The sequence below is a fragment of the Levilactobacillus namurensis DSM 19117 genome, assembly GCF_001434785.1.
Taxonomy (GTDB): domain Bacteria; phylum Bacillota; class Bacilli; order Lactobacillales; family Lactobacillaceae; genus Levilactobacillus; species Levilactobacillus namurensis.
Genome location: NZ_AZDT01000021.1, coordinates 48,435 through 67,741 on the forward strand (window position 1 = coordinate 48,435; position 19,307 = coordinate 67,741).

Genomic DNA, 19,307 nt, shown 5'->3' on the forward strand with positions numbered 1-19,307 from the left:
GCAGATGGTGTTCAAATTGCAACCGTCTAGGGATTTCAGTATACTGACTTGGACACGCATTTTGAGTATAAGAGAAGAGATGGATAGAGTGAAACAGGACACATCAGTTGAATTGAGCCGCTCACTGGGGCTGTGGTCAGCGCTAGCGTTGGTCATCGGAACCGTGATTGGCTCCGGAATCTTCTTTAAGCAAGCTTCCGTATTGCAATTGACGGGAAGTACGAGTTTAGCCCTGTTGGCCTGGCTATTAGGGGGACTGATTACCCTAGCGGACGGCTTGACCTTATCAGAGATTGGGGCCCAGATTCCGCATACGGGTGGGCTCTACCAGTATATGAATCACATTTACGGTAAGTTCTGGGGCTTCATGTCCGGTTGGATGCAGGTCATCGTCTACGCGCCGGCCATTGTGGGCTCGATTGCGGGCTATTTGGGCCTGTTGATGGTTAACTTTTTCGGCATCAGTTCGGCCTGGAAGGCGCCCATTGCGATTTTGGCGATTACGTTGATCGCCACGTTGAACATGCTGCAGAACCGCTACGGGGCAATGTTTGCCATCGTGACCACGATTTGTAAACTGATTCCAATCGTGGCCATTGTGGTCTTCGGACTCTTTTTTGGGCACCAGAGCGGTATTGGCGAGACGTTGGGGAGCGTGCACCAGAGTATGGGCAATTTCGGGGTGGCCGTTTTGGCCACGATTTTTGCCTATGATGGGTGGATTTTGATTACCAACCTAGGCGGCGAGATCAAGAATCCGGAAAGACTTCTGCCTTTAGCGATTATCTTGGGGATTTCGGTTATCATCCTGTTGTACTTAGGGGTGACCTACGGCATCTTTCGGTCCATGAGTGCGCAACGGATCGACCAGTTAGGTGAGAACGCCACGGCGTACTTTGCCACCAACGCGTTTGGCGTGTGGGGCGGCCGACTGATTAATATTGGGATCATGATTTCGATTCTGGGGGCGTTGAATGGTAAGATCATGAGCTTTCCGCGGATCTATTACGCGATGGCACATGAACACCAACTGCCATTTTCCCAGTGGTTGGGACGCCTTCACCGGCAGACACAAACGCCGGTCAACGCCACGTTGGCCCTGCTGGGATTGTCGGCAGCGATGATTCTGACGGTGGACACGGACCGCTTATCGGAACTGTGTATCTTCGTGATGTACAGTTTCTACATTGCGGCGTTCGTGGGGGTCTTCATTCTGCGTCGACGGCATTCGGGCGGCCCGAAGTTATTCCGGACGCCGGGGTATCCGGTTGTGCCCCTTTTTGCCATTCTAGGAACCGGCTTCGTGGTGGTCAGTGAACTGTTCTCAGACTTTACGGGCGCACTGACGTCGATGCTGGTGATTGCCTTAGGGATTCCTTTGTACGCGTACTTGAAACGGTATTATCGCGGGAAAGAGAATAATGAAGTCTTGTAGTGAATAAAAACAGTCGATTCCCAATGCAGGAATCGACTGTTTTTATCTGAAAAGACAAGTGTAAGACATACCTGATGATGACTTGAAAGATGAGTTATGCTGAAATTAGAAGTAAGAACATTCAAGTAAATAAATAGACAGTGCAAGGGTGTTTGAGGAGTGATGGCAATTGTTATTGAATATTTTGTGTTAAAACGATTTTGAAATCATAGATTGTTTGTTGTGTTGTAGAATAAGCATATAATAAAACTAACATTGTACATAGAATAATCAATATAATAAATGATAACTCTGCATTAAAGTTGCGTTAGGGGGAATAAATATGAATTTTTGTCCAAATTGTGGTGCTAAATTGATTTCTGGTTCAAATTTTTGTTCAAATTGTGGAGCTAATTTGAACAAGTATCGAAATGGAGAAAATACGAAACCTGATAGTGGTCTTGTTTCTCAAAATCAATCAGTGATAGCACCCCAGGAGCCTTCATTGACCGATGACGAGATTAAGATGGAAAAGGATATGGCTAAGTCTCATAGCGTAGAACAAAAACAATATTCTGAAAAGTCTATGTCGGTTAATAGTGAGAATGATAAGAGCACTCAGTCAACACTAGATACTGAGTCAGTAGATCAGGAAGAATTGTCGTCAGGAAGTACAGAAAAAAGTAATGATGATTTTGCTGAAAGTGACTTTGAACAAGATTCAGAAGTTGATGAGAAACGTAAGATGAATGTCCAGCCTGCACCACCAAAGAATAGCCCTAAAATAATTACTCATTTGGTTGTAAAACAAGAAAGAAAAACAGCCTCTGATAATGACCAATTAAATCGACAATTAAGAATACAATTGAATGCGCTCTACATACAATTAACATTAACTTTTGGAACACCTGAAGGGAGCGGAAGTTTAGCCACTAAATTTTCTCGAATTAAGTTACGAATTTCTAGAAAGATTGAGGGTTATGACCTAGATGAGCTGGCTAATCGAGTTGAACCGCTTTGTCAAGAGGGACACATTGCGACACAAAGTGAAGTAGATTTTGTTCAAATGTTGATTAGTAAATATCAAAACTATGGTCGAGCTAGTGAGCTTGAAAAAAATTTGAATTACTTGTCGGGCCAATCGAGTAGTGCAATTGTTGATGCAAAGCATCTTAATCAAATTCAAGAATATATGCATGTTGATCGTGGAACGTTAGAAAAAGACTTGCTAACAATGATTCAGAATCTGTCGGATCAGCATGGTAAATTAATTTTTCTTGTTGGGAATGTTGGGGATGGAAAATCACATTTAATTGGTTATTTGATGCAGAAAAATCCCGATATTTTCAAGAAAAATCATGTTCAAGTTCATTATGATGCGACTGAAAGCTTTGATCCTCATAAAACTGCGATGGAAACATTGCTAGAAACACTTGATCCCTTTTCGGATGATAAAATCGATACTAATCGGGTGAATTTAATTGTTGCAATTAATATGGGAATTCTAGTTAATTTTATGCGTCAGGCTAAGAAAAATGGTAACTTTGGGAAAATGTTGGCTTTCTTAAATGAGTCAGGAATAACGACAAGCGCAACTGATAAAACCAGATTGGTTGATACTCAATTTGGATTGCTGTCCTTTCGCGATTATCCGTTATTTGAAATTGATGAGACGGGAACTAAAAGTCAGTTCTACGATGATATATTTACTAAGATTGCGACACGTTCTGAAGAGAATCCGTTCTATCGGGCTTACAAGGAAGATAGAGCAGCGTATGTTATGCGGCTAACCCATCATAATTATGAACTATTTATGAATTCAAAGGTTCGAGATACACTGAAGTTTTTACTTATCAAGATTCAAGTAGAATCAAAGGTCATTATTTCAACTCGAGCATTACTTGAGCTGATTCATGATATTTTGGTTCCTACTCGATTGGAAGAAAATGATGTAATTACGTATCGATATTCACTACCTTACTTATTATTTGGTGGGTCTGGAGACTCAGCAATAATTAAAAAAATTAATGAATTTGATCCGCAAAAGTTTCAAAATCAGCAAGTAGAAGAACTGATGACACGTGTTTATAATTCGCATAAAAATTTACAAAAATTAACAGAAATGTTTTTAGGATCTCAAGGTGCAAAACAAATCGAATGGCTTTGGGACTATATTAATGTTGATAAAGCATCCTTTGAAGAAAAGGTAGGCTTATTATTGCGTATGAAATATTTGTTGGACCGCCAGAATTCAATTTTTGATGACAGGCTCTATCATCAATATTTAAATCAGTTAGCATCTGCAAGTACGGGAGATGCGCATAATCCGAATAATCGAGAACTTTATAAAAAGGCTAAACAATTCATCTATGATTGGAATGGGAGCCCCCAAAGCAATTATATTTTTACCTTTATTAATGAACGTAAAAAATTTGGTGTTGCAGTACCTTTCAATTTAGTGTTTAAAGGTATTACAGAACATGATTTTAATGTTGTATTTGAATTGAAAAATGCTGATGCTAATCAATCTTATCCATTGGTTATTGATTATGATTTATTTGTGCTAATTAATCGGGTGAACCAAGGATATTTATTGAAAGCCGACGATCGGCATCAGTTTGTAAATGTTGCAACATTTATTGAGAATATTACGAAGAGTAAGCAAACGAATAAGGAAACCTTAATTGGAAATATTGAAACGAATAAGTTTTATCGGCTAACCGATGATGGGATGGGTGTTGAAATGGGAGAGGTGTAGCTAATGAATGAAGAAGTTAATAACTTGTGCACAATTCTGCATTTTGATACGAAGTTTAAAGCAACGCATGATTTTGAAGGACGTGTATTACCCTTTTTTACGCGAAACCCGGAACGGATTAAGTATACAAATGGTTTTAGCCCAGTAGTGGGCGTTGTTGCACGAGTAGTTAATGATAAAAATGCAGAGCTTAATCAGGAAACTTTAAACTCACGAGATCCATTAATTGATACGAGAATTGATAAGTCAATTGTTGATCAACTTTTTTCTCCAGATGTTTACCGTGCAATGCCAAGCTCGAAGCTATTGCAGTATTTACCGTTATCAGAGGGGAAAGATCGCACTGGCGAGATTTTATTAGGGAAGTTTTTGGTAGATTTGCTAAATTTGAAAAATAATCAATTATTTATAGCGAGTTTTAGCGATACAGAACCTACTAATTTATACGAACGAGTTGTATTTGAAGAATTAGAAACGACTGAGGTTATGCAAAAATCTAAACCTAATCATTTCGAATTTTATGATGGCGGTTATTACGAAAATTTATTTAAACAGGATGTTCAAAGGTTAATGCAAGATCGTGGTTATTATTATGACCATATTTCTGAGCTATTGAGGTTCTATTACTTTATTTATGTTAGTCAGACAATTGTAAGAATTAGTGATACCGAGGCTAATAATACGATTACGCCTTTGTATTTTGCTTTAGAAAACGAGCCCGTTTCTCGTTCAAGACAAGCGGTTAGAGCGGGATATTCAATGGTGTATCAACATGGTCAAGATTTATTAACGGATGTTGATGTTTTGAATTATTTAAATGCGTTAATTCCAGATGAAAATCACTTTTTTTGGAAAAATCAGATATTAGCTTCTGACTTTGATTATCATCATGTACTATATGATAATTTAATGGAATTTTTACCTCTGTTTGCACGGAATTTGGATGCCGCGATTACGGAGGGCGTTAACTTTAATTTTCCTGATTTAAAGACAGCAGTTGATGGCTTACGAAGATTATTAGCTAGAAGAAGTGATGCCAATCGTGCGACCAGTGCTCGTTATGCAAAATCATTTGAGGAAATTGCCCAACAGGGGTTTGTTAGACAACACGGTCGCCTTGGGCGAACCTTTTCTTTAAGTAATCATATGGTGCTATTGTTGACCACAGCCATTGTTGGTAAAGGAAAGTTACCGTTAAATTTTGTTTTTGAAGAACTGAAGAAGCGTGGCGTTTATTTTGATCGAATGACACGAAATCGTATCATTGCATTATTTGAACAAGCTAATATTCTAGAAAAATTAAGTGATAGCGGGGATGCACAATATGTTAGAGGAATATTATAAATTTTTATGTAAGCGCCTTGTTGCATGGGCTAATAAGGTTGAAATTTCACCTGGTGACCGGTATGTATTGAGTTTTGAAGAGTCGCAACAAGTTCGTAATTTTATGAATGAGTTAGGTCGTTTAGGTGAGGTGGAACAACTCCAGATAAGTCAAGGAGAAAGTGGATTTGCTGGTCTAGCAATTATGTTAAACCAACCAGTGTCCATGAAGTTGGTTGTGGTTTCAACAAATAATGTAACACCGGATTACTTGGTTAATCTTCGAAATCAAATTGGACGTCAACAGGGGATTTGGAAAGATACAGCATTGCTCTTTGTTTCGAATCAAATTCTGGATAGCATTAATAGCGGGGCCAAAGATATTAGTCGGCAGGGTGGTCCCTTTAATTTGGATGAGCTTCGTAAAAATCTGGAATTTGAAATTCAGCAAAGCAAAAGCTTAAATCTTAAAGAACAACAAATTCTTAAGGTTATGGTTCGATCTTTCTTTAAGGGTGAACAGACACTTACGTTGATGGATTTCGCAGATGCTTATGCCATCCTTGAAAAGGGAAATATCGATCCTGATGATTATACAAAAATGGGATACTTTCAGGATAAGAGTTTAATGACCTTTGATGATGACGATATTGAAAAGCGCCTCGAAAACAATCATGATGATTTTGCAGAAATCAATATGATTCGGGGATTTGGAGATACAAAGGAGAAACTAGAAAAGTTAGTAACGGGTGATCATTTAAAAGTAGATTTAGCTGGAAATGATTGGCAAAAAGTGGATTATAAACGTATTTTGGAAGGGAAAGCAGAGTTAGCAGAAACTAATCAGGTGAAAATCGCTTATCTGCCTGACCAACTATTAAAAGATAATGCTGACCTTCAAATTTGGGATCGACCGCAAAAGATGACTAAGGCGGGTCAGCGAAATCGACAGTTAATAATTTTCAATCCAATGGGTCAGTCGGAGTTAGTCTTACGTATTCCTTTTGATAAATCAATTAAACGAGATGGACTTAGTAACAAAACTGAAAAGAGTACCAATCCTAAGGTTAGTATTAGTGGGCACCATTTAAAATTAACTTTTAATCTGCTAAATGATAGTGAAGCAACGTCCACTAAAATTGTTTATAAGCACCAGAACAAAGGGTCTTTAAGATTTACTTTTAACATTGTAATTTTACCAATCGTTCCAGCGTTAATTAGTGCGTTGCGTCCCTTTTATTCATTATCAATTGGAAGTAAGCAGTCGTATACTATTAACCTTCCCAGTGATATTGCAGATTTTGAATTGGGAACTGGTGTAAAAGAAGAGATTATCGCTCACTCAATTAGCGACTTAGATGGCCTGCGGGTTACCAAATGGAAGAAAATAGTAATTAAAACCAGTGATTTAATTTTAAATGATGATGCAGATGAAAAATTTGAATTACTAATTGGTAATCTTAAGATTCCATTTTTATTTGTGGATGAAGAGGAACGGATAGTTCCGCGGAATGCAGTTTATTTAGAGAATTTTCGGCGTCAACATTCAATTGATGGTCATTATCGTAATAAACAGGTTTTTTTTGGCGAAATGGCATGTAGTGTATATGAGTCTCAAAAACGTTTTTTAGATTTAGAATTTGAAGCAATTCATGATAATCAGTTAATTGTGGATTCAGATTATGAAGGCTTTGACTTAGAGGACTCATTAAAAAAGGCTTATGGGAGTTTGTTTTTTGAATTACGGCGTCGGCAAACTACTATGAGCTTGGTGATTTGGGATGAAGAAATTCAAAGATTAGTTCAGGCTATCTTAGATGAAGTTCAATCAGAGATTGATACTCAGGAGGATAGGATTGAGCTGCCAATTAAAATTCAAAATATTGTGCACATTGGGGAATTTAATATTGACGGCGACATTGCATATGCCCCATTTAATCCAATGCTTTTGGCGTATCAATTACAAGTTGAGCAAGAAGTCGGTCAAGAAAATTTATCTGACACTATACAGCGAAAGCTAAACCCTACTCATTTAGTTCCATATTTGAAGCGAGAAGGAGTTGCATACAAAACAGACTATATATCTAATGCACCACGTTGGTTAATTTATTCCAAAACTAAATTATCTAAATTTAGTGAAGTTTCGCAGAGAATTATTACGGAGCGACTAAAGGATTTTAAAAAGCACTTTGATTATCTTTTTACGTTAAATCCACAAATTAAATATAATGTTCGTGCTGTTAATATTAAGGATGAACGGCTCTTAATTAAAAGTATCACGGATTATTTAATTTTTGAGATTAGTCAAAATAAAGAGGATCTTTCTCAGATTAATCCTGTCTCCTTGCATATCATAAACCGAGAAAATCAGCATTTGAACCCAGATGTTAATCAATTTTATAAAATTCATACCAGGTCAGATTATGAGAGCTTTTTCCATCAACCATTAAAGTCGATTCAAGATGTTAATTCAGATCAGATTATTGAAACACTTCAAAATAAGCTAGATATATTTTATGGGGAAAGTCAAGAAATTAATTACCATATTACTTTCTATCAATTTACGAATCAACTAACCTTGGGGCAATATAGTACAGAACAACTAACAATGAACTATTCGATTGATGGTTTAATTGGTGGTGATGAGTATACTAATGTTCAGAATAGTATTAAGAGTGGCTTCGGTACTAAAGGTTTGTCTGAGATTAAGATGTCTGGTGCGTTGAAAATGGCTAAGGCTTGGAATGAGCTGTTGGTTGCTACTGTTCAAAAACATGCGGTAATGAGTCATGGTCAATCATTGACAAATAGTATTGAGGAAGTCGATGATCGAGAATTTCAACGTCAGTTTGATGGGAGTAAGTGGGTTACATTATTAAATCCTGAGGTAAAATTAGATTACTTTTCGCAAATGAATCATAATATATATGTCATTCATTATACGGATTATACTAATTCTGCAAATTATGAATCCATTACGCTGACCAAAAAAGTCCATCAATATGAAATTATTTTATCAGATAATTTACCAGATACAGTTGATGGTCGGAATAACCAGGATTTCTTAACGACAATTATAAAATCGTTCAATGTCCTGAATGGTGAATGGTTGTTGCGTTTAGTTAGCCATCGGAATCAAGGAAATACGGTAAGAGAAAAGTTAAGCATTATGGCAGTATATAAAGAAATGTTAGGTATTTTGAATAGTTCTAGAGTTATTTGGATTCCGTTATCACTAGAAGAGATTTTAAGAGTATCAGGTTCTTTCGTGGGCGAAACGAGAAATGATTCTATTTTTAGTGCTAAGAGCTTAGGAGCACAAGGAAAAATATCTGACGATCTGTTGTTTATTGGTCTTTGGGACTATGAAGGCCAGCTTAAGGTGACATTTTTACCGACTGAAGTTAAAGTTGGTAAAAATGCTGATCAAGTTATTAGCAAAGCAGATACTCAGGTAGAAAAAACTTTTAATGTTTTAAAAAAGTTTATTTTTGATGCGATTGATTTTAAATCAGATTTTTATTTGGATTTCTTTATGAAGTTGTACTTTGCAAATGCTGCAAAGTTATTTAGCAATGGTGAAATGAGTGTGGATGTTTACCAGCAATTGCAGCAATATCGACAGAGTGTGAGTCAGGGGAAATTAAAGGTTGATAATACTCTAACTGATGTTTATCGAAATAAATTTATTTTTTCGCTAAAACGTGATGTAACTAATCGGTCGTTACGAGTAAATGAAGATTATACGTTAGTTGAGGTTCCTGAGAATGATGCCTATCGCATTTCCGGAATTAAAACGCAACGAGTTATTGATTCAGTTCAAAATGATCAAATGGGGTTCGATGTATCCCGATTATTAAGTCATATTTCACAAAAGGATGGGGAAGCGTATCGGCAACTTACCAATGCAGAAAATCATAGTAAGACCCAAGAGGATAATTTAAGACAACCTGTGGTAGCTCAATCAGAAGTTGCTGAAAAAGCATTACTTGACTCAAAAGTGGAGACAGGTAGTATGTCGGAAGAAACAGTAATACAGGATGAATCAGGAGTAAGCCAAAGCGATGTAGAACTAACGGCTTCTAATGACATTCAAGAAGCACGGCCAGAACCGAGAGACTTGAATAAGCCATCACTGGTTTACTCGGAATCCTCAAAGGAATCTTTAAAGGGAACACATTTGCGTGGTAATCGACGAATTCTTCTGGGAACAGTAGATGGTTCTAGTCAAAAAGCATATTGGGAATATGATGATCATCAGTTGGCCAATCGTCATATGTTAATTACGGGGAAGTCTGGACAAGGGAAAACGTATTTTATTCAGACTTTACTATATGAATTTTCTCGTAATAAAATTGATTCCTTAATTATTGATTATACCGATAGCTATTTACCAAATCAGTTAGATAGAACTTTGAAAGAAGCAGTTCCTAATATTCGGCAACACATTGTGATGAAGGAACACCTAGCGATAAATCCGTTTAAGTATAATAAGTATAGTATTGGCGATTATCAATACTATGAAAAAACTGAAAATGTGGTAGCTAGGGTTGCTGAAGTTTTAGACTTTGTTTTTGGATTGGGTATTCAACAAAAGAGTCGGCTGATTACAATTATGAACGAGGGAATGGCTAAAAATAAGAATTATACGTTCAGTAAATTGAAGGATCAATTGAGTGAGGATAAAAATGATCGTACTTTGTACGGCCGATTACAAACGTTACTTGACAATGATCCCTTTACCTATGGAAAAACTAATTTTGATTGGTCGAGTTATTTTGGATCAACCGGTCAGATTAATATTATTCAGTTAAGTCACTATCCGGCTTCTGTTCAGAAGGCAATGATTGAGTTTGTCTTATGGGATTTATTTAACTATTCTCAAATGTATACGGACCGTCATTTGGTTTACCCCGTTTTTTTAGACGAAGTTCAAAATTTAAACTTTGCACGTGAAGCACCTACCTTTAAAATTTTAACGGAAGGACGTAAGTTTGGTTGGTCTGGAATCTTTGCAACGCAATCGTTAAGCAGTATTAAAGGAGAAGTCGATTCTATTTATAATACTGCAGAACAAGTGCATTTTTTGCCTCCAGAGAGTCAGACTCGTGCTATTGCGAAAACGCTGAGTTCTAATCATAATCGACAGAAAATGTATGAGCAAGAGTTGTCTACGCTGCAAAAAGGGCAGTGTGTTGTAAATGGTCCAGAATTAGGGGAAAATGATCGTTTAATTAAAACGGCAAATATTATAAATATTGATAGCTTAGAAAGTCGTGTTAGTCGAGAGTAACTAACTGAAAAAGGCGTGGCCCGCGGGTCACGCCTTTCGTGTCTTCTATTCTACGGGTTGCGCTTTAGCTTGGGCAATCAGCTTGGCTTTCAACTGTGGCAGTTGTTGCTGGGCCTGGGTGGTAGCTGCCCGAGTGGCGCGTTGTTTGATGGCTTGGAGTTGGTCGTCAGTCAGGCTGGGATTGGCTAGCCGTTGCTCGGCGACAATTTGGGCCACGGTCCCGGCTAGGGTGTGCTTGGCACTTCGGATTTGGTCGTCCGCTGCTTGGGCTAACCATTTAGACTGCCGGACGCTGAGGGTCTCCCAGCTCCGGGGCAGAACAAACGTGTTTTCCGTCTTGATGACTTCGTGGTGTTTGCCGGTGTCGGAGAAGAGCCACCGCCAGATTCCCGGCCGGTACCGCCAACTAGTGGTCTTGGTCACCAGTGTCGGGGTCGCGGTGTTCTGGAGGCTGATCCGGTTGGTGGTTTTGAGGTCCGCTACGGTATGGTGTTGCCGGTTAGATGTTGGTAACCGGTAGGCGTAGACCCGTTCCATGGACGAGTGTTTCAAGGGCTGATAGACCAGTAAGTCGAGTTGCCGACTAGGAGAGACCGAGGCAATTTTAGTGGTCTTGGTGGTGGTGACTTGAACCATCCCCCAGTGCCAGTTATCGTTGCCAATCATCAGCAGGGCTGCGCCTAATAGGATCAGACAACCTAGGGTTCCCCCGCCGATGCGCAGGGCCTTGGTGGGTAAGAGTAGGGCACCGAAGACGAACAGTAGGATATCGGCGAATAAAATGATCAGAATCATGCGACAGCCACCTCCCGGGCGGAATCTTTAATCAGTAAGGCAAACAGCATGTCCAAAATACCAAAGGCTGTGGCCACTAAGAAAGCGGCGTGGAACCCAGACATCGCGGCCTGGTAGCTCTGGTCTTGGAAGACTAAGGGAGCTGTGGTCAGTAGGGCGTGACTCGGCGCGGCGTTAGTCATGACGTTGGTGAGGACGCTCCCTAAGATGGCCGTGCCCATCGACGTGGTCACTTGCCGTAGCGTGCTGTTGACGGCGGTGCCGTGACTGAGTTGAATACCGGTCAGGTCCATGGAACTGGCAGCGGTGATTGGCATGGTCACCACGGCGACCCCAATCATCAGGATGGTGTAATCGCAGATGATGTAGAGGTAGGGCGTAGTCCGGGTCAGCATCGCAAAGGGCAGGGTGCCTAGCGTCAACAGGAAGGTTCCAATCATGGCGAGTTTGCGACCACCCATCCGGTCGTACAGACTCCCACTAATCAGGCTCACGATGCCGAAGACCAAGGCGCCGGGGAGAATCACAAGGCCGGAATGCAAAGGGGACAGTCCCCGTACCTGTTGGAGGTACATGGGGAGAACCACTTGAATCCCAATCATGGCGGTGTTGGATAGGGCCGTGACCAGTGAAGCGATGGTAAAGGATGGAATCTTCAACAAGCGGACATTGAGGAATGGCGTCTGTTGCGGCCATTCGTGCCGGGCGAAGAGGCCGATGAAGAGGACGCCAACTAAAATGCCGCCGATTACGGTCGCGGACAGCCAGCCATTCTCACCGACTTCCGAGAACCCGTAGAGGAGGCTACCGAAGCCGATGGTCGATAAGCCGATGGCCACCTTGTCGATTGGGGACTTCTTCAACGGAATCACGGGATGGATGAAGATCAGGGTGAGTACCAGAACTAGAATCACGGGTGGAATCATGATACCGAAGAGGTCCCGCCAAGTGGCGTTGTCCAGAATCCAACCGGACAGGGTCGGTCCTAAGGCGGGGGCCAGTCCAATGACGATGCCCCCCAGGCCCATCATTGACCCACGTTTGTCGGCTGGAAAGATGACCAGTAACACGGTCTGAATCGTGGGAAACGTAATGCCGACCCCGACGGCTTGAATCAAGCGCCCAGTCAGAATCAGGGCGAAACTATTGGCGGTGTAGCTGGTGATGAGCCCCGCTAAGAAGAACCCCAGCGCCGCCAGGTAGATGATCCGAAGACTGAAGTTATTAATTAGCCAAGCACTGATGGGAATCATGATTCCCATGACCAGTAGGAAGCCGGTGGTCAGCCATTGAACGGTTGAACTGGAAATGGAAAAACGCGTCATCAGAGTGGGGTAAGCGGTGACCAGCATGTTGGTGGTTAAGGCGGTACAGAACGTGCCGCACATTAGCGTGATCATCAGCCAGTAGCGGTTGATGGGTTTGCCATTGATATCGTGCATCGAAAGACCTCTTTTGCCTAAGTTTTGGATTAATCTAGGGTGAGTATAGACTGTCTTCTTCAGAAACTAAACTGATGCTATCAGTTTAATTCGGAATCCTTACTAGGTATAATGGGACCCAAAGGAGAGGGTGGCTTATGGTGAAGCGGCGGACGTTAACTCAGGAAAAGGTCATCGAACACGCTAACCGGTTGATTGCGGTACACGGGTTGGACCACTTGACGATTCGGGAACTGGCCACGGACTTAGGGGTGCGTCCCCAGTCGATTTATAATTACGCACGGAGTCTCAACGATTTACTGGATCAGGTGGGGGTCCGCTTCGTCCACGAGTTGGCCCAGCAGCTGTTACATGAGTTGGCGGGGGTGAGCGGAGATGCGGCATTGATGGTGTTTGCGCAGGTTTTTCGGCAGGCTTGCCAGCACCAGGTGCATCTGGCGCCAATCTTGTTGACCCCCAATCAGTTGGCGGAACTGCCGCAGACCCATGCGGAATTGGTCGCGTTGTATCGTGAAATGTTTACCAGTCTTCACCTCTTAGAGCATGCGGGAACGGCGCAGATGGCGGCCATCACGCTGTACCGGTCGGCCCTCTTTGGGTTTATCATGCAGGAGTTAGGGGGCTTCTTGCGCTTGCCGCCGGAGCAGGTGGACGAGCGGTTCACTCAGACCATGGCCTTGGCGATTCGTCAGTTGTCGGTGAGGGGATAGGGATGTGGGCCTCATGAGCGTCTGATTTGGACCGGTCGATTGTATTTTGAGTCAGAGATTGGAAAGGGAGTTGGCTTCCCGGCGGGGGTGGGGTAAACTTTAAGGTAGTAGCCTTAGAGAAGGGAGGTCCTCGGCATCAAACCTTATACGGTCAATACGTTCTTTCCAACGGGTGATCCCAATGGCGTCCGAATCGCGGACATTACTACGCGGTCGATTCGGGCATTTTACATTCCCCGGGAGTGTTTAAAAAACGCCTTAGACAGTCGCAAAGAGCTGGCTTGGAACGGGGTCTACACCCTGTTTGATCAGGTCTTGCCCGGGCAACAACGGACGGTTTACATCGGGGAAGCTGAAGATGTGGGCCATCGTTTGCGGCAACATCAGGTTGCTAAGGAAAAATGGTGGGACTTTGTAGTGGCGTTTGTGATCAATAACGCGGACCATCAGCTCTCTAAGGCGGATATCAAGTACTTAGAAAACCTGATGTATCAACGCGCGCAACAAAGCCAGCGGATGCAACTCTTTAATGGGAATACCCCGCACAAGTCTTTTGTGGCTGAAGGCAGGAAGTACGATTTAGCAGAGGTTTTTGAGAATATCGACTTGTTATTACGGGCCTTTGACCTCCCCGTCTTTGCCCCAGCCCCGCCAACATCAAAGGCGTTAAAGTTAACGCCGGTTGCTGCCCCGGCATCCCAGCACCCTAAAATGACGCGGCAGGTCGAGACAGACCGAACGTTTTGGTTTGATGGTCGCGGTAGCCAGGCGCGGGCCACGTACACCCCGGAAGGCAACCTGCTGGTCCATCGGGGCTCTAGGTTGACGCCGAAAGCCCCTGCCAAGTCGTTTAATCCGGCGCTGGTACGCCGGTTGGAACGGGCTGGTGTGATTAAAGATAACGTGTTCGTTGACGACTACCTGTTCACCAGTCCGTCCACGGCGGGAAGTGTGATTTACAAGGCCAGCTGTAATGGCTGGACTATGTGGCATGATCAAGCAGGGAAAACGTTAGATCAACGATTTCGGAATTAGATTCCAGCCCATGAACGGGGGCTGGATTTTTTTGTGAGCACGCATGGATCGTAAAAATGTTGGCGAAATTTGGACCGATTTTACCGCTTAGATGAAGAATTCAGGGGGTTCGTTAAGTTGGCTATTGATCTTCTAGAAACGGCTAGGTAACATGGGGATACAGGATTATCGGCGTAGCTTGAAGACAAGGGAAGAGTAGGCGTGTATATGACAGAATTTGTTGAGATTCCACAACCATCCAGATTTCGAATTAGCGAACTATTTCGGGACAATAACTTTATCGTTCCGCTATATCAACGCAACTATGCCTGGGGAACGAATGAGGTCGAGGACTTTTGGGGCGACCTGTTGGAGCTAGTGAAAGGTTCCCGTAACAGCCACTTCTTTGGACAAATCGTGACCTATAAGAACGAGCAGGGCGATCAAGAGATTATTGATGGGCAGCAGCGACTGACTACCAGTACGTTGTTTATGGCGGCGATTCGGGATACCGCTAACCGGATGTACCGTGAGAACTTCTCGAACAGTCATGCGAGTGAGGCGGAGCTAGAGAGCGGCGACCTGTTGCGCGATGTGCGGCGTGAGGTTAATAAATCGATTCGGGAAAAGGAGCGTCCGTCATTAATCGTTCAGCAGAACGCGGACCACGACCAGCCAGACCAGAGTTTGCAGGCTTATTTTTCAGATTTGACGCACCAGGTGGCTAAAGCCGCAACGGAGAAGTTGACGTCGGAGCCTAAACGCAACATGCAACGGGCTTACAAGGAAATGACACATTGGATCGTGGCGGAGATCAATCAGGAAAAGACGTTGGCTGGACGGATTGACCGGTTACAGTTGATTTTTGAATCCTTCTTTAACAAGTTCTATATTGTGATGATTTCGGCCCCCAGCCGGCAAGACGCTTTTACGATTTTTGAAACGTTGAACAGTCGGGGAAAAGATCTGCGGGCTTCTGATATTATCAAGAACCACGTGATGTCGTTAATGGGGACGGAAATCAAGCCGGCTAACGACCAGTGGAACCGGTTGACCAATCAACTAGACAACGACAGTGATAAGATTACCCGGTTCATTCGGACTTACTGGGCGGCCAAAAAGCGAATCGTTCCAGAATCTAAGCTGTATCGGGCCATCAGTACGGAAATCAAGGACGTTAACACCTCGCAACAATTTTTAGATGACTTAGACAAGGTGGTCGCTTTGTATACCGTCTTGGAATCACCGACCAGTCCTAAAGCCCATGCCCAATATTTTAAGGATCACAAAATCACGGAAACTTTGGAGATCTTAACACGGCTCCACGTGAAACTGTATTATCCGGTCGTGATTGCGATGGTTTATAAAAAGTATTCTGAAGCGAGTTTGTTGAAGGTCGTGACGAAATTACTGGCCATTTTTATCCGGCACCGGACGATTATTAACGATGGGACGAATAAGTTGGAAACAGGGTTCTCGGATGTCGCGCATCGTATCTGGAATTTAGATTTAAAATCAGTGGATGAGATTATTGAAGACCTTAATGAGAAACTATTACCGAAGAAAGATCAGACCGAAGCAAGTTTCCAAGTATTGCAGAAGGCTGGGGGTCAGCGGGGCGCTAAGAAATGGACCTTGGTGTACTTGTTGGCGGAGCTCTATAGTGTTGAATACGATGACTTTGGGGAACAACTCTTTCGGCAGGTCTTCAAGGATGATGATTACCAACTGGTTCAGGTCGACACCACGAACGCTGTGGGGGATGATGCGGAGTATCTAGGAAACTGGACGTTGTTGGAAAAGCGATTAGTCAAGACGGAAGTCCAAGCGGCAATAGATCTGGTACCGGCGTTGCAACAATCGGGGTTGACCGGGAACCAGCGTCTTGCCCAACAGATTCAAAATAACGGCTGGTCGGCGACGGATGTTCGGAATCGCCAAGACCGCTTTACGTCAGACGTTACCCTGATTTGGTAGGGACAACCGGTGATTAGCCAGCGAGCCTTAACGCCATCAGTTTGGCTGCTGTAGTATCGAGGATAGCCAAAAACGGAGCCTGGGATTTTTATCCTGGGCTCCGTTTTTAACTATTTAAATAGATGAAACGGGTGCTTGGTCAGCCCAGCATCCCGGGCGTGGTAGAGGTAGCGGGCGGCTAGTGACGAGTAGGGGCGCCACTTACGACACTTCTTCTCGACGGCCGCTCGGCGGTAGTCCGTGGTCTTGTAGACCCAGCCGTAGCCCTGGAGAAAGGCGCCGTCTTCGAAGGGTAAAATGTTGGGACGGTCGAGGGAAAAGATCAGGTACATCTTCGCGGACCAAGGCCCAATGCCCTTAAGCCGGGTCAGATCCGTTATGATGGCTTGGTCGGACCAGTCACGGTAGCGCTCAAGGTTGATGGTACCCGCCATTATAGCGGTCGTCAGGGTGCGAATCGTGGCGACTTTGGTGTGCGAAATGCCGATACTGCGAATCGCTTGGTCGGAAAGTTGGTCGATAGCGGTTGGTGTGAGGCGACCGGCTGGACACTGACGAAGTAAGCGATTAGTTAAAACGGCGGCCACCTTATTCGACAGCATTTGCCCAATAATTTGACTGACTAGAAAGCCGTAGCCGTTGGTGACGAGTTGGTAGTCCAGCGGGCCCAGCGTTTGGATGACTTTTCCCAGATGCTTATCTCGTTGACTAAGGTATTGAATCTCGGGTGAAGTTTGGTCAAAGTGCACATTGCCGCCTCCTTTAGACCCGATTATACACAGGGGATGACCGGGGCGGTAATGGGTTGTTAAGCGGGGCCATTAGTTTACTAGCCTGGGTGACGAGGTCATGGGAGGTTAAACCTGAGGTCAGGTTCTTTTATAAATTTTATTATGATAAAAAATGAGCAGAAGGAATATTAGAAAAGCAGATTCTGTATACTAGGCCGGTAGTTTAAAAAGCAAGGATAAATTGCCTGAAGAGCCAGGGGCGGTGGCGAGTGGGGGCCGACTGTCCGGTAGCTGATCAGTGGAAACGGTGATACGCGGCTGAACGGATAGAGCTCACGACTGCACAACTTCGCCCGCCCAGTGAGCCTTTTGGTCGGGCGAATAGCTTGGCGACTGAGCGGTCAATTGGCAAAGGTTGTTGATTTAATTAAGTGGCTCTTAGAAGAAATCAAGGGTGTATAGACGTGGTAAGTTTTGGGTGTTGGGAGGAATCATGAATGGAAAGAGTCAAGGTTCAAGGTATCAAGAAGTTGGTCTTGATGCTAGTTATTGGGATGAGTGTATTCCTGCTGAGTCCGCCGGTGGTGGGCTGGGCTAAAGAGATCCCCGCAACTGGTCTGGATGCAAACAGTGCCGTGATTAAGGACGCGCAGGGGAACGTGATCAGTCATACGACACCGTTGCCGGAATCGCTGTCCTATACGGTTAGCTATAACTGGCGGGTCGCGTCGTTCCTTAAGATTAGTCCCGGGGATACCATGACCGTTTACTTACCGGAAAACGTCGCAATGCCGGAAGATACTAGTTTCTCGATGGCCAACACTTCATTATTTGACCACCGTACGATTGGCACGTTCTTCATGGCGAAGGGGGCGCGAACGGGGACGGTAACCCTGAACGCGACCTTTGCGTCCACCACTTATAATCGTAAGGGCTACATTCGCTTGGACGTTACCGGCCGTGAGCCAGACAAAGAGAGTACTTTGGAAGCACCGATCGACCCAACGCCGGAGAATCCGGACGATTCGGAGGCTGTGGCTCCGGAAGTACCAGAAGATAGCGAACCAGAGCAGCCAAGTACGACTGAACCGGAAGCACCGGAAGACAGTGAGCCAGAACAGCCGGAGACGACTGAACCGGAGACACCGGAAGATAGCGAACCGGAACAGCCAAGTACGACTGAGCCCGAGTCGCCGGAGTCGGAACAACCCAGTCCAACCGAACCGGTAACGCCGACGCCCGAACACCCCAATACGGACGGTACGCCGACGATGAACGATGAGGAACCGGTAAATACGCCGGCGCCTGAAACGCCAGAAGTACCGAGTTCGCCGCAGCCGGGGACAACGACTCCGGAATTACCCGGTGATGCGGGGGGCGGTGGTGGTTCAACCCAGCCGACACCTGCCAATGATTTTCAAGCAGAGAATCCCCTGTTGACCCCGGTACCAACGTTTGGACCGCAAAAACCTGAGTCACAGAAGCCAGGTTCTCAAGTACTGAGCGGATCAGCGACATCATCAACTACGGGTCAATCAACGCCTATTCCCGGTTCAGAGAGTGTTGGCAACCAACCGGTGACCAGCGGCTTGGCTCATGGTGGTACCGCATCGCAAGGTACTTCGGGCGGGATGGCCCAGGTCCTAGGGATTCAATCGACCAGTGACCATTCGACCGCGACCTTACCACAAACCGGTGAGCGTCCTGCGCCGTTGATTGCTTTGAGCGGTTGCTTGATGTTGTTTGGTTTAGGATTTAGCGCATTGGTATTGGTACATCGTGATTAGGTACAAAAACTCCCGTCAATCTAAATTTGACGGGAGTTTTCGAGTTTTCAGCGTTGTCTTTAA

The 19,307-nt window shown here is 43.9% G+C and carries 11 protein-coding genes; 8 read left to right on the forward strand and 3 right to left on the reverse strand.

Annotated elements, in window-relative coordinates; translation table 11 throughout:
* The first annotated feature begins 79 nt into the window (after positions 1 to 79).
* The 4 genes from FD30_RS04350 (at position 80) to FD30_RS04365 (ending at position 10,788) form a co-directional block, all read left to right on the forward strand.
* Entirely contained in the window at positions 80 to 1,435 is a 1,356-nt protein-coding gene (locus tag FD30_RS04350; RefSeq protein WP_056944042.1) for an APC family permease, read from the forward strand.
* Positions 1,436 to 1,757: 322 nt separating this feature from the next.
* Positions 1,758 to 4,172 (forward strand): DNA phosphorothioation-dependent restriction protein DptF, encoded by a 2,415-nt coding sequence (gene dptF / locus FD30_RS04355; RefSeq protein WP_082604801.1) that lies wholly within the window; start codon positions 1,758 to 1,760, stop codon positions 4,170 to 4,172.
* Between the two features lie 3 nt (positions 4,173 to 4,175).
* Positions 4,176 to 5,516 (forward strand): DNA phosphorothioation-dependent restriction protein DptG, encoded by a 1,341-nt coding sequence (gene dptG, locus FD30_RS04360; protein ID WP_056944044.1) that lies wholly within the window; start codon positions 4,176 to 4,178, stop codon positions 5,514 to 5,516.
* Positions 5,497 to 10,788 (forward strand): helicase HerA domain-containing protein, encoded by a 5,292-nt coding sequence (locus tag FD30_RS04365; RefSeq protein ID WP_056944045.1) that lies wholly within the window; start codon positions 5,497 to 5,499, stop codon positions 10,786 to 10,788. The genes dptG and FD30_RS04365 overlap by 20 nt, the downstream gene beginning before the upstream one ends.
* A 45-nt stretch (positions 10,789 to 10,833) precedes the next feature.
* Here FD30_RS04365 and FD30_RS04370 read toward each other — a convergent pair whose 3' ends face one another.
* Positions 10,834 to 11,583, reverse strand: coding sequence for a DUF4811 domain-containing protein (locus tag FD30_RS04370; protein ID WP_056944046.1), 750 nt, complete (start codon positions 11,581 to 11,583; stop codon positions 10,834 to 10,836).
* The gene (locus FD30_RS04375) at positions 11,580 to 13,025 is read right to left on the reverse strand and encodes an MDR family MFS transporter (protein WP_056944047.1); all 1,446 of its coding nucleotides are present in this window, start codon (positions 13,023 to 13,025) and stop codon (positions 11,580 to 11,582) included. The genes FD30_RS04370 and FD30_RS04375 overlap by 4 nt, the downstream gene beginning before the upstream one ends.
* 137 nt (positions 13,026 to 13,162) lie before the next feature.
* Here FD30_RS04375 and FD30_RS04380 point away from each other — a divergent pair, with 137 nt between their 5' ends.
* The 3 genes from FD30_RS04380 (at position 13,163) to FD30_RS04390 (ending at position 16,726) form a co-directional block, all read left to right on the forward strand.
* Positions 13,163 to 13,735, forward strand: coding sequence for a TetR/AcrR family transcriptional regulator (locus FD30_RS04380; RefSeq protein WP_056944048.1), 573 nt, complete (start codon positions 13,163 to 13,165; stop codon positions 13,733 to 13,735).
* Between the two features lie 315 nt (positions 13,736 to 14,050).
* Complete coding sequence (locus FD30_RS04385; RefSeq protein ID WP_056944049.1) at positions 14,051 to 14,770, forward strand: GIY-YIG nuclease family protein; 720 nt, start codon at positions 14,051 to 14,053, stop codon at positions 14,768 to 14,770.
* Positions 14,771 to 14,977: 207 nt separating this feature from the next.
* A complete protein-coding gene (locus FD30_RS04390; RefSeq protein WP_056944050.1) occupies positions 14,978 to 16,726 on the forward strand; it encodes a DUF262 domain-containing protein in 1,749 nt (582 codons plus the stop codon).
* 110 nt (positions 16,727 to 16,836) lie between these two features.
* On the opposite strand, the gene FD30_RS04395 is transcribed toward FD30_RS04390, so the two are convergent.
* Positions 16,837 to 17,475, reverse strand: coding sequence for a DNA-3-methyladenine glycosylase family protein (locus FD30_RS04395; RefSeq protein WP_225426455.1), 639 nt, complete (start codon positions 17,473 to 17,475; stop codon positions 16,837 to 16,839).
* A 479-nt stretch (positions 17,476 to 17,954) separates the two neighbouring features.
* On the opposite strand from FD30_RS04395, the gene FD30_RS04400 reads away from it, so the two are divergent.
* A complete protein-coding gene (locus FD30_RS04400; RefSeq protein ID WP_056944052.1) occupies positions 17,955 to 19,244 on the forward strand; it encodes a hypothetical protein in 1,290 nt (429 codons plus the stop codon).
* The last annotated feature ends 63 nt before the right edge of the window (positions 19,245 to 19,307 follow it).